This window comes from Enterobacter sp. 296B2 (genome assembly GCF_034106185.1).
Taxonomy (GTDB): domain Bacteria; phylum Pseudomonadota; class Gammaproteobacteria; order Enterobacterales; family Enterobacteriaceae; genus Enterobacter; species Enterobacter cloacae_N.
This window is the reverse complement of sequence record NZ_JAWNCA010000006.1, coordinates 52689-65789: the sequence shown is the minus strand read 5'-3', so window position 1 is coordinate 65789 and position 13101 is coordinate 52689. Positions and strand designations below refer to the sequence as shown.

The following is a 13101-nucleotide window of genomic DNA, read 5'->3' as shown; positions in this document are numbered from 1 at the left end:
ATTAAGCCTCCATTAAAAAATCGCAGGTCGCGGAAGGGGGGATCGCCGTTACCGGCTGCACCGGCTCTTCCAGATAGTTGATCTGATGGAGCTCTGCCAGCGCTGCCGGGACGGGAACCGGCTGCGTCCCGGCGTTAAACACCCGGACGACCGTGCCGCGCGACTGCTGCGCATGGGGCAGGGCAGAAAGGATGAGCGGCTCCGGCAGGGTCAATAGTGAGAATTGTGCCGGAAGCTGGCGGTCGGGCAGGCGCAACGAAAAGCGCTCAAGACGGTGATCGAGCGTGTGCAACGATTGCCGCTGATAGGTGAAGGGCTGCCCGGCGGCCTGATTTTCCAGCCGACGAAGCGTGAGATGGTCGGCGCTGTCGGCCAGCGCGACGGTGAATGAAAAGTGCAGCGGTTTCAGCAACTGGGCATCGGGGGTTTCAACCACCGTATTATTAATGCCGGACGCCCGGCCTGGCCGCCAGTCGAGATCGTTGCGCCCGAGCACGCCCGTCGCTTTAAACAATGTCAGGGCAATCGCCGCCGGTTCGCTGCCGATAATCTGAAACTCTTTCATACCTCGGCTATTCACCACCAGCGCTTTGCCCGCTTCCGCGACGGCAATAATGCCTTCGGTGGTTTCGATATCCACGGGCATCTCGCGATAGCGCTCCTGCCAGTTTTCTCCGGCACATCCCGTTTCGCGCTGGATTATCGCGAAGGGCTGGGAGGCGATAGCGTGACGGGTGTGAATATCGCTGTCGATCAGTAAACGTAGCCGGTGATCGCAGTGGCTGTTTTCAAGCGTACTCTCGACATACAGGTTCGGATCGTCGTGGCGTAATTCGCACACCAGACGAATGGATAGCGGCGTTCGGTCCGTATTCTGACGGCCTGCGAGATCCTGCGGAAGAAGCATCGTGGCCTCAACGATCAGCTTTTCAACAAGTGGCGTTTTCAGGCTGTCGACGAGCGTAAAATGCGAACAGCGCGTCGGCACGTCGCCCGCAAGCGGCGAGAAATCGTAGCTGTCGCCCGCATCCGCGCAGTCTTCAAGGGTAAAGAGAGAGGGGATACGCCTGCCGCTGCGTTTGTCTTCCAGGATTAGCGTTCCGGCGTCCAGCGACAGTCGATAGTGCGCATTCACTATCTCGCTTCCCTTTGTCTGTACATGCTGGCGGAACGGCGCAGGGTCATCTTCCACGTTAACCGTGATGTAGCCGACCGACGGCAGAACCGGGGTTTGCAAAGCAACCTGCCAGCGGAAATAAGGGGGAAGGGGCGTTTCACACTCGCCTTCAGCGGTAAGGGAGATCGCCGTTCCGCCGGGCAACACGTCTCTTTTCAGGACGTCGAAGGGGATAGGCTGGCCCTGATACGTCAGCGCGATATTGTCAGCGCGGCTGTAGAGAGTGGTTTTCACCACGCGTTGCGTTTGCGCGGCCAGCGGGTTGAAAATCAGCAGGTCGCCGTCCTGAATGCAGGCGGCCAGGGTTTTCACCACCAGATTCCACAGACTGTGGCACAGCTGTTCGGTTTGCTCCAGCCGATGCAGGATGTCGCGGTTGGTGGCATCACTGTTACAACCGCCAATGGAGTCGTGGGCGTGGCTTCGCAACAGCTTCTTCCAGAGGGTATCGACCACTGAGAGGTTGACCGGGATGCCCTGATGACGCGCCATGGCGATTGTCGGCTCCAGCTGTCGCAGGAGGAACTGCTCAACCTCATCATTTTTCTTTTTGATGTCGTAGCGCACGGAGCCGATCGTTTTATGAATGCGGGTGTAGCGCGGTGATTTCAGCTCTCCTTCCCATAGTTCAAACTGCTCACGCTGCGCGCGCAGGGTGTCGACGTAGCGCTCCAGCGAACTGAGGACGTACCGGTCCTCGTCTGGGGAGCGTGCGCTGGCGAGCTCCAGGATTTTCGGCAGCGCCGGGTCGATGCTGACCTGATCCCCGCCGCAGGGCAGGAGCAGGTCGTTGATACCGGCGCGTGAACGCAGGTGATTGACCATCGGAAAGATTTTGTCCTCCAGATGGCTCGCTTCTGACCCTATGTTTTTCGCCGCGCCATAACCGAACGCCATCGCGCAGGCGATAACGGTCGCCCCTGACGGCGCGCGCCAGAGGAACTGGCTGCTTTTGGCGTGCCTGTCATGATCGATACCGCGCCAGAAGACGATGCTGTCGAGATTGCAGCCCTGCAAGATCGTCGGCATCTGCGCATTGTGGCCGAAGGTATCCGGAAGATAGCCAACCTGCATGGCGTGCCCCAGCGTCCGGGCGGCGAAGATGCCGTATTTGAGGTTGCGGATGATGGATTCGCCATGCACGTTGTAGGTGTCCGTCTGGGTATACCATGGCCCCACGAAGATCCTTTTGTCTCTGACCAGCGTTTCCAGCCTGGCGCGATAATCGGGATTGATAGCGAGAAAGTCCTCCACCACCGCCATCTGGCCGTCAAGGTGATAGCAGCTATATGCCGGGTCCTGCTCCAGCGTGTCGATGACTTCCGCAAAGTTATATGACGCCAGCACCATGCTGTCCTGACGGGTGAAATACCACTCCTGATCCCAGTGCGTGTGGGCAATGACGTGGATCTGATTCATGACGTTCCCCTTACCTGGCGTTCTTTGGGCTGACGTAAAGCACGCCCAGGGCGCAAATCAGTGCGCCAATAAAGACGCTCGCCAGGTAGCCCGCCACGTTGGTTGCCAGCGGCCAGCCCCAGATGGCCGGTAGCGGCAGCGTCTGCTTCACGCCGAGTGCAATGGCGACCAGCGCGCCAGCGACGGCACCGGTCATGAACACCGGGATCAGGCGTGGGTTTTTCAGGATGAACGGGATCGCACCTTCCGAGATCCCAATAACGCCCAGCAATAGCGAGGTGCTGCCAACGGTCTTCTCTTCCCGGCTGAAGACATCCGGTAGTCCAAAGCGGCCGTTAAGGAACGCGGCAAAGCCAACGCCAATAGAGGGGATGACGATGGAGAGTTCACGGGCGGTTAAATCAAACGTCTCGCTCATGCCATTCAGGCCGAGTGCGACGGAACCTGCCGCCTTGTTAACCGGGCCGCCCAGGTCGAACGCGGTGCCTGCGGCTATCATCGCAGAATAGAACCCGCGCCCGGTGTCACCTGCCGAGGTAAAAAAGACCACCATCAGCTGGTTAAGTGAGCCAAAAATGGGGTTAATCAAATACTCCATGACCATCACCAGCGTAATGCCGGTGATCAGCGGGACGATCAGCATGGTCTTAATGGTGGTCAGTTGCTGGCGGACGTGAATAGCATCGTTCAGCCAGCGCACCAGATAGCCCACAAAAAAGCCGATGCCGATCGCGCCGAAAAAGCCGGACGGCATAAAACCTTCGATATCAAAGAAGCGCTTGTAGACTTCGTCGGACATAATGCCGCCGATAAGCCCGGGGATCAGCGCCGGTTTGCCGGCAATGGAAAATGCCAGATACATAGCGAAAACCGGATACATGAACTTGATGGTCATAAAGCCCATTTTATCCAGCACGCTGAACGGCGAATGTTCGATGTTAATAAACTGGCCGGTAATTTTAGCCGTTGCCATCATCAGCCCGCCCATGACCACCACCGGCAGCATATAGCTGATGGCTGCCATGATATGGCCGATAAAAATCTGGTAAGCCGAACGCTGGAGATCGTCTTCATGTACGACAGTGGTGACGCTTTTTTCCATGGCCAGCGCCTGGCGCAGATATCGATCGGTATGCTTGATCAGCTCTTGCGTACGGGTCTGAAGGTGAGGAATGTTTTCAAAGCGCTCGGCATCCTGAATGGGGACGTCGGTTGCCAGAATAATGGCCGTGGCGGAGGCGATGTCCTGCTTCGTTAAGCGGTTTTTAACGCCGTCGCTGCCCTGCGTTTCGACCTTAACCTCAATATTGTGCGCTTTAGCCCATGCAATAATTTTATTCGCCGCCATAAAGGTATGTGCAATGCCCGTCGGGCAGGCTGTTACCGCGACAACTTTTTGTTTCGTCATTGTCATAATTCCCTGGATGTGAAAACAGGGAAAGTATAAAGAGAACCTAAAACAGTTTTTAACGTTTGCTAATACTAATTACGTATCGTGATACGCGTAAATGCAATGTGTGAAGCGCCTTCCAGAGACTATTTTTCCGTTGTGTTAATATCATGTCGGGATTAAACAGGGCGTAATTTATGAATTCATTTCAGGGAAGTGAACGTTTGATATTTGAATACATTCAGCATCACGCGTGTAATATTTCTAATATATCGGCAAAAGAGATTGCCCGTGATACCTTTACAACGACAACATCCGTTAATCGTGTGTGTAAAAAAATGGGGTATAAAAGTTATACCGAGCTCCGGTACCGTTTTTTGCGCGATCATTTTAGCCCTGCGCCAGTAGCGCCCGACGTAGGGCCACAGGCGGACGATATTGTGGCGGAGGTGTCCAGGTTGCTCGCCCATTCCAGCCATATCTATCTGTACGCACGCGGCGCCTCGCTCACCAGCCTCAACTACCTGTCGCGCTTTTTATCGCTGGCGAGCCTGCCGCACCTTATTTTGAATGACATGCACCAGCTGACACGGGTATCGAAGGGGACGCTGGTGCTGATCAGTAAATCCGGGGAGACGCAGTCGCTGATTGAAATGGCGCGTAACGCGCTGCGTAAAGGCTTAAAGATTATTGCCATTACCCGCGAGGGGTCGACACTGGCGGCAATTTCAACGCTATGCTGGCCGTTACCGATCGACATTAACGCGGTGTCGCTGTATCAGCGGGAGGGCCAGCTTGAACTGTTAAGCGCCGTGGACCGTATCGGCTGCAGGCTGCTGCAGCACGATACGGTGTAGTCAGGTCGTCAGAGCTGCTTCACTATCCCCAGACGTACGGCATAATCATTTTCATGGTTGCCGTCATCGTTGATATAGGTTTTATCCAGCGAAACCAGTTCGACGTATGGCGTCCAGCCATCGTCGAGCTTGTAGTTGAACGCGACGGTATGTTCCCAGTAGGTATCATCCCCGGTTCCCTGATCGACATTATCCTGCCAGCGGAAGCGCGGGTTGTAGGACATGCCGAATTTGCCAATGTTGTACGCGAACCAAATGTCGAACTGGTGTGACTGGCGGCGGGTGTAGCCGCTGCCGTCGAGTTCTTTGTCGCTGTGCGCGTCATTGACGGTGTTATAGCGATAACGGGCGGAGAGGTTCAGACCATTATCGAACGCTTTCCACCCCTGAATGAAGGGGCGGTAATGGGTATTGCTGGCGGTGAAAACCGTCACCATGCCAGGCGCAACGGCGAAACCATTTCCCAGATCGAAGCGCCAGCGCGTTTCAATCTCCTGCGCCGCTTCCGTTAACCCCTTGTCGTCGGAATTATAACGGTCGGTATCACCAAAAAAGGTATCGTTGTGGTTTTGTGCGGCTTCAACGGAGAAGTAAAAGCCGTTATTCGCCTGGTGCATCACTTTAATACGTGAATCATTGACGTCTGAGCGCGTATTATGCCCAAAACGAAGGTCGACGGACGTATTTCCGCACCATCCCTGCGTACTTAATAATAATGCGCTAATACACGTTGCTTTAATAATTGTCTTTTTCATAATGTCCTGCCGAGGTTATTTAATTGGCAGGGCTATTTTTATTTTGGGTACGTCGTGATGTAAAAGTTATCGTCGTACATTTAGCGTATCGCTAAACATAAAAAAGGAGATACAGCATGCTGTATCTCCTGACGTTTATTCCTGCACCCACCAGATGGCTTCAAACGGGCGCAATAGCAGCGTATCGGGACGGGAGGGGACGTCCTCATAGTTGCTAAGGGCGACCCGCCATGCGCCCTGTACCGGGTCCGGCTGCCACTGCTGGCGCTCGCCGCTCAGGTTCGCCACTACCATCAGCGTCTGGCCCTGCCACCGGCGGCGATAGCACCACAGGGAAGGGTGTTCCGGGAGCAAATCGTCATAGTCTCCCCACGTCAGCACCGGCAGGGTTTTACGCAGGCTAATCAGCGACCGATAGGTGTAGAACACCGAATCAGGGTCGTCCAGCGCCGCGCGGGCGTTCACGGTTTCGTAGTTGTCGCAGACACCAATCCACGGCTCGCCCTCGGTAAAGCCCGCATTGTGCGACGCGTCCCACTGCATTGGCGTGCGCCCGTTATCGCGGGATTTGCTCGCCAGAATCGCCAGCAATTCATCCGGCTCGCGGCCGCTGGCCCGCAGTTCCGCGAACATGTTCAGACTCTCCACGTCGCGGTAGTCGGTGATGCGGCTGAAGTGCGGGTTGGTCATCCCCAGCTCTTCGCCCTGATAGATATACGGCGTGCCCTGCATGCCGTGCAGCACCATGCCGAGCATCTTCGCGGCAGCCACACGATGTTCCCCTTCGTCACCAAAGCGCGACACGATGCGCGGCTGGTCGTGGTTACACCAGAACAGCGCGTTCCAGGCTTTGTTGTGCATCCCCTGCTGCCAGTGGCGGAAGAGGGTTTTCAGCGCCACGAAGTCAGGCTTCGCCTTCGTCCACTTTTCGCCGCCGGGGTAGTCCACCTTCAGATGATGGAAGTTAAAGGTCATCGACAGCTCGCGCCCGTCGAGCGACGCGTACTGCTGGCAGTTCTCCAGCGAGGTCGAGGACATCTCGCCCACCGTCATCAGGTTGCGCGGGGTGAAGACGTCGCGGCTCATCTCCTGCAGATATTCGTGGATGCGCGGCCCGTCGGTGTAGAAGCGGCGGCCGTCGCCGATGCTGTCGTCCGGGAAATCCTGATCTTTAGAGATGAGGTTAATCACGTCCAGGCGCAAGCCGTCCACGCCGCGATCGGCCCAGAACTCGCACACCTTTTTCAGCTCTTCGCGCACCGCCGGGTTTTCCCAGTTGAGATCCGCCTGCTCTGGGGCAAAAAGGTGAAGGTAGTACTGCTCGCTCTCGGCGTGCCAGCGCCAGGCGTTGCCGCCAAACTTGGATCGCCAGTTGTTAGGAAGCTGCTCCGGCGTGCCGTCGCGCCAGATGTAGAACTGGCGGTACGGACTCGCTTTGTTCAGCGACTCGCGGAACCAGGCGTGCTGCGTGGAGGTGTGGTTAAACACCATATCGAGCACAATGCGAATGCCGCGCTCGTGCGCCCGGGCAACCAGCTCGTCAAAGTCATCCAGCGTGCCATAGGACGGGTCGATGGCGGTGTAATTCGCCACGTCGTAGCCGTTATCCACCTGCGGGGAGATATAAAACGGCGTCAGCCAGATGGCGTCGATGCCGAGGGATTTCAGGTAATCCAGGCGCTGGGTCACGCCGCGCAGATCGCCGGTGCCGCTGCCGGTGGTGTCCTGGAAACTCTTTGGGTAAATCTGATAGATGACGCCGTTCTGCCACCAGTGAGGAAGGGTATTCATAGTGCGTTCCTGCAAATGCGAAGGGGCGCAACTGCGCCCCGAAAGATGAAGTTAAACAATCTGCAGCGTGCCCTGACGGAACTTACGCTGGTAAACCACGGTGGTGAGCGCCATGGGGACGATAATCGCTACCGCCATCGCCAGGGCAAACACCTGCCAGAAAGCGGGCTGGATGGAGAGGATGCCCGGCAAGCCACCGACGCCAATCCCGTTTGCCATCACGCCGTTCAGGCCGCACAGCAGGCCCGCCAGACCGGAGCCGATCATCGCGCAGAGCATCGGGAAACGGTATTTCAGGTTGATACCGTACATCGCCGGTTCGGTGACGCCGAGGTAGGCAGAGATGGCCGCCGGAACGGAGATCTCACGCTCGTTGTGCTTACGGCTGACGATGATGATGCCCGTAACCGCCGACGCCTGCGCAATGTTAGACAGGGCGATAATCGGCCAGACCGGCGTGCCGCCGAGGCTCTGGATCATCTGCATATCAATAGCCAGTGTGGTCTGGTGCACCCCGGTGATCACCAGCGGGGCGTACAGGAAGCCAAACAGCGCGGCACCGACTGGCGCGAAGCTGCCAGTCATCAGGTGACGGACCGCGAAGGCCACGCCGTCGCCGATCATGCGGCCAAACGGACCGATAAAGGCGTGCGCCAGGAACACCGCCAGAATCAGCGAGCAGACCGGCACCACCACCAGATAGAGGTAATCCGGCACGATGCGCTTCAGGCGCGTTTCAATAAAGCCCAGCGCCAGACCGGCCAGCAATGCCGGAATGACCTGCGCCTGATAGCCCACTTTGGCGATGGTAAACAGGCCGAAGTTCCACACCTCAGGCACCTGCTGACCAAGTAAGTAAGCGTTCATTAACTGCGGAGAGACCAGCGTGACGCCCAGCACGATACCGAGAATCGGCGTACCGCCCATCTTGCGCACCGCGGACCAGCAAATCCCGACCGGCAGATAGAAGAAGATCGCCTCGCCAATCAGCCACAGGAAGTCGTAAATGGTTTTCAGCGCCGGATACATCTGCGCCAGGGTTTTGCCGTCGCTCATCGGCACATCGCCGATGACGTTACGGAAGCCTAAGATTAAGCCCCCGCTGATCAGCGCTGGCAGCAGCGGGAAGAAAATTTCCGCGAAGTGGGAAATCAGCTGCTCGTGCCATTTCATATTCTGGCGCGCGGCCTTCTTGGCCTGCTCTTTATCCGCCGCGCTGTGCCCGGTGGTCGCCAGCAGAGCCTGATAGTAATCGCCCACTTCGGTACCAATAACCACCTGGAACTGTCCGGCGTTGGTGAAGCAGCCTTTAACCATGGAAAGCTCTTCAATGGCTTTCGGATTGGCTTTGGCCGGATCGTTCAGCACGAAGCGCAGGCGGGTAATGCAATGGCTGACGGTTGCGATGTTCTCGCGGCCGCCGACCAGGACGATCAGCCGATCGATATCTGCTTGTTTGACTTTACTCATCATGAAACCTCATGACAGATGGTGAGAGGGGTGTAATGACCTGAGCGCAAGCCTACTCCTTCAGCGTGACGGCGAAAATGGGAACGTTCCCGAAATCGGGCGAAGATCACAATAATCCGTTTTAGAGGGGTTACGAAAGGTGAGCGGGAATAACGATCTGACGCGGCTCGCTCCGCCCGTTGATCTGCTCGATCAGCTGCGCGGCGGCCTGTCTGCCGGACTCGGCGTAGCCTGGATCGACGGTGATGATCTCCGGATGCAGGAACTTCATCAGCGGCGTGCTGCCCACGCTCGCCACCTGCAGGCTATCGATGCGCTGCTCCTGCAGATATTTGCTGGCGCCCAGCGCCAGGGTATCGGTGGCGCACACCAGCGCGGTGGTCTGCGGCGTCAGAACGCTGGCGACCTGCTCGTAGCCCTGCTTCATGCCCAGCCCCGGCAGGGAGGCCACGGCCGGGAGATTGTGCTTTTTGCAAAAGGCCAGGTATGCCTCGTGACGGCGCTTGCCGGTGGTGACGTCTGCGTGCGGTACCCCAAGGAAGCTGATGTGGCGATGGCCTTCGTCAAACAGGCGCTGCATCAGGGTGATAATCGCGCCCTCGTCGTCATAACAGACGGAGGCAAAACCGTGGGCATCGCGCGCCAGCAGCACCAGAGAGGGCTGCCAGTGTTTCAGCATCTCTTCGTTGATGCCGGTAAAACCAAACAGCACCACGCCGTCAATGTTGCGTCGCTGGAGCATGCCCAGATGTTCTTCCACCAGCTGCGGCGAGAACTGGCTCTCCATCATGATCGGGTCATAGCCCTGCTCGTAGAAGGCGGGCAGCATGGTCTGCACAGCGAGGTTCTCTGAGAGTGAATCCAGACGCGAAACAATGATCGCGACCACTTTATCGCTCTGCCCGCGCATGGCGCGCGCGGAGCGGGAAGGGGAAAAACCGTGCTGATTCATGACCGCCTCAACGCGTTCGCGGGTGCGTTCGCTGACACCACTTTCGTTGTTCAGCACGCGCGACACGGTGGATTTCCCCACACCGCTTAAACGCGCGATGTCTTTAATCGTAAGGCGGTTCTGCATGCTGTTTTCCCTGTAACAACGACAAAATGGTCAATTGAGCCTAATGCTATAGCGCGATTTCGCTATGGGCAAAGTCTGGTTTACGTACTGTTTATTTGCAGGCGGGTATAATATCGCCCGAATCGCCACAAAGGGTACGCTTAAATCCTTATACTGCGCGGCGACACCCTGTTTTTTTACTTACCGGAGGCTTTATGGATCCCGATCCCACACCTCTCCTGAACGGGAGAACACGTTCTTTCCGGTAAGCCAGCTTTTGCTGTCTCACCGGTAATGTGAGGCAGCAACGTCCCAAACGTTCCTGCTTGAAAAATTGAGTGCCTGACAGGTACGGCTTTGCCACGCCTGAAGGGAATGCTGCGTCCGCCCAGGCGGATGCGGAGGAATGTCTATGTTTAAAAATATCACCCGGCAGCTGCAGGCGCTGCTGAGCCGCCACCTGCCACACCGTCTTGTTCAGCGCGACCCGCTGCCCAATGCTAAAAACATGGCGGGGGCGGCGATCCCCGCGTCCCTGACCGAACGCTGCCTGAACGTGGCGGCGATGGATGAAAACGAAGTCTGGCGCGCCTTTGGCGGTCATCCTGAAGGGCTGAACGCGTCTGAAGTGGAAAAAATCCGCGCCGTGCACGGCGATAACCAGATCCCGGCGCAGAAGCCCTCTCCGTGGTGGGTGCACCTGTGGCTCTGCTACCGCAACCCGTTCAACCTGCTGCTGACCGTGCTCGGCATTATCTCCTACGCGACGGAAGATCTGTTCGCCGCGGGCGTCATCGCCCTGATGGTAGGCATCTCCACGCTGCTGAACTTCATTCAGGAAGCCCGCTCCACCAAAGCGGCGGATGCCCTGAAGGCGATGGTCAGCAACACCGCGACCGTCTCGCGGGTGATTAACGATCTCGGCGAAAACGCCTGGGTGGAGCTGCCTATCGACCAGCTGGTGCCGGGCGATCTGGTGAAGCTGGCGGCGGGGGACATGATCCCGGCGGATTTACGCATCATCCAGGCGCGCGATCTGTTCGTGGCGCAGGCCTCGCTGACCGGGGAATCCCTGCCCGTTGAAAAGGTGGCGCGCAGCCGCGACCCGCAGCAGATGAACCCGCTCGAGTGCGATACCCTGTGCTTTATGGGCACCACGGTTGTGAGCGGCACCGCGCAGGCGATTGTCACCGCCACCGGGGGCAACACCTGGTTTGGACAGCTTGCCGGGCGCGTCAGCGAGCAGGAGAGCGAGCCGAACGCCTTCCAGAAAGGGATTGGCCGCGTCAGCATGCTGCTGATCCGCTTTATGATGGTGATGACGCCGATTGTGCTGCTGATCAACGGCTACACCAAGGGCGACTGGTGGGAGGCGGCGCTGTTTGCGCTCTCCGTGGCCGTTGGCTTAACGCCGGAAATGCTGCCGATGATTGTCACCTCCACGCTGGCGCGCGGGGCGGTGAAACTCTCTAAACAGAAAGTGATCGTCAAGCACCTGGACGCCATTCAGAACTTCGGCGCGATGGACATCCTCTGCACCGATAAAACCGGCACCCTGACGCAGGACAAAATCGTGCTGGAGAACCACACCGATATTGCCGGTAAAACCAGCGAGCGCGTGCTCCACAGCGCGTGGCTGAACAGCCACTACCAGACGGGGCTGAAAAACCTGCTCGACGTGGCGGTGCTGGAAGGCGTGGACGAGGAAGCCGCCCGCACGCTCTCCGGCCGCTGGCAGAAGGTGGACGAAATTCCGTTCGACTTCGAGCGCCGCCGCATGTCGGTGGTGGTGAGCGAGCAGACAGACGTGCACCAGCTGATCTGCAAAGGGGCGCTGCAGGAGATCCTCAACGTATCGACGCAGGTTCGCTATAACGGTGAGATCGTCCCGCTGGACGACACCATGCTGCGCCGCATTAAGCGCGTCACCGATAACCTGAACCGTCAGGGGCTGCGCGTGGTGGCGGTGGCGAGCAAGTTCCTGCCCGCGCGTGAGGGGGACTATCAGCGTATCGACGAATCCGATCTGATCCTTGAGGGTTACATCGCATTCCTCGATCCGCCGAAAGAGACCACCGCGCCGGCGCTGAAGGCGCTGAAGGCAAGCGGTATTACCGTCAAAATCCTCACCGGCGACAGCGAGCTGGTGGCCGCCAAAGTGTGCCACGAGGTCGGCCTTGACGCGGGCGACGTGGTGGTGGGGAGCGACATTGAGCACCTCACCGACGACGAACTGGCGCAGCTTGCCCAGCGCACCACGCTGTTTGCCCGCCTGACCCCGATGCACAAAGAGCGCATCGTCACCCTGCTGCGTCGCGAAGGGCACGTGGTGGGCTTTATGGGCGACGGCATCAACGACGCGCCCGCGCTGCGTGCGGCGGACATTGGCATCTCCGTAGACGGCGCGGTGGATATCGCCCGCGAAGCGGCGGATATCATCCTGCTGGAAAAGAGCCTGATGGTGCTGGAGGAGGGCGTTATCGAAGGGCGTCGCACCTTCGCCAACATGCTCAAGTACATCAAAATGACCGCCAGCTCCAACTTCGGTAACGTCTTCAGCGTGCTGGTGGCGAGCGCGTTTCTGCCGTTCCTGCCGATGCTGCCGCTGCATCTGCTGATCCAGAACCTGATGTACGACGTGTCTCAGGTAGCGATTCCGTTTGATAACGTGGACGACGAGCAGATCCAGAAGCCGCAGCGCTGGAACCCCGCCGATCTGGGGCGCTTTATGCTGTTCTTTGGGCCGATCAGCTCCATCTTTGACATTCTGACCTTCTGCCTGATGTGGTTTGTATTCCACGCCAACACCCCGGAACATCAGACGCTGTTCCAGTCCGGCTGGTTCGTGGTGGGGCTGCTGTCGCAGACGCTGATTGTGCATATGATCCGCACCCGCCGCATTCCGTTCATCCAGAGCCGTGCCGCGTGGCCGCTGATTGTGATGACGGGGATTGTGATGGCGCTCGGCATCGCGCTGCCGTTCTCGCCACTGGCAGGCTACCTGCAGCTGCAGGCGCTGCCGCTGAGCTACTTCCCGTGGCTGGTGGCGATCCTCGCGGGCTATATGGTGCTGACGCAGATGGTGAAAGGAGTCTATGCGCGTCGGTACGGGTGGCAGTAAGTTTTTCACCCTCTCCCCTTTGGGGAGAGGGCCGGGGTGAGGGGACTGGCTTTCCTCCCAAATT

The 13101-nt window shown here is 58.1% G+C and carries 8 protein-coding genes; 2 read left to right on the top strand and 6 right to left on the bottom strand.

Going from position 1 to position 13101, the window contains the following annotated elements; all coding sequences use genetic code 11:
• Nucleotide 1 precedes the first annotated feature (1 nt).
• Nucleotides 2-2596: a glycoside hydrolase family 38 C-terminal domain-containing protein gene (locus tag URZ40_RS06550; protein ID WP_320720099.1), complete on the bottom strand. Its 2595-nt coding sequence runs from the start codon at nucleotides 2594-2596 to the stop codon at nucleotides 2-4.
• Between the two features lie 10 nt (nucleotides 2597-2606).
• Nucleotides 2607-4004: a fructose-specific PTS transporter subunit EIIC gene (locus URZ40_RS06545; RefSeq protein WP_316379790.1), complete on the bottom strand. Its 1398-nt coding sequence runs from the start codon at nucleotides 4002-4004 to the stop codon at nucleotides 2607-2609.
• Nucleotides 4005-4183: 179 nt separating this feature from the next.
• On the opposite strand from URZ40_RS06545, the gene URZ40_RS06540 reads away from it, so the two are divergent.
• Complete coding sequence (locus URZ40_RS06540) at nucleotides 4184-4843, top strand: MurR/RpiR family transcriptional regulator (RefSeq protein ID WP_163330709.1); 660 nt, start codon at nucleotides 4184-4186, stop codon at nucleotides 4841-4843.
• A gap of 8 nt (nucleotides 4844-4851) precedes the next feature.
• On the opposite strand, the gene URZ40_RS06535 is transcribed toward URZ40_RS06540, so the two are convergent.
• The 4 genes from URZ40_RS06535 to treR form a co-directional block, all read right to left on the bottom strand.
• Nucleotides 4852-5598 (bottom strand): oligogalacturonate-specific porin KdgM family protein, encoded by a 747-nt coding sequence (locus tag URZ40_RS06535; RefSeq protein ID WP_061099423.1) that lies wholly within the window; start codon nucleotides 5596-5598, stop codon nucleotides 4852-4854.
• 135 nt (nucleotides 5599-5733) lie between these two features.
• Nucleotides 5734-7389, bottom strand: coding sequence for an alpha,alpha-phosphotrehalase (gene treC, locus URZ40_RS06530; RefSeq protein ID WP_320720098.1), 1656 nt, complete (start codon nucleotides 7387-7389; stop codon nucleotides 5734-5736).
• 51 nt (nucleotides 7390-7440) lie between these two features.
• Nucleotides 7441-8859, bottom strand: coding sequence for a PTS trehalose transporter subunit IIBC (gene treB, locus URZ40_RS06525; protein ID WP_116343620.1), 1419 nt, complete (start codon nucleotides 8857-8859; stop codon nucleotides 7441-7443).
• A gap of 130 nt (nucleotides 8860-8989) precedes the next feature.
• Nucleotides 8990-9937 carry a trehalose operon repressor TreR gene (gene treR / locus URZ40_RS06520; RefSeq protein WP_116343559.1) on the bottom strand — a complete coding sequence of 316 codons (948 nt, stop codon included), beginning with the start codon at nucleotides 9935-9937 and terminating at the stop codon, nucleotides 8990-8992.
• 391 nt (nucleotides 9938-10328) lie between these two features.
• On the opposite strand from treR, the gene mgtA reads away from it, so the two are divergent.
• A complete protein-coding gene (gene mgtA, locus URZ40_RS06515; protein ID WP_320720097.1) occupies nucleotides 10329-13037 on the top strand; it encodes a magnesium-translocating P-type ATPase in 2709 nt (902 codons plus the stop codon).
• Nucleotides 13038-13101 lie beyond the last annotated feature (64 nt).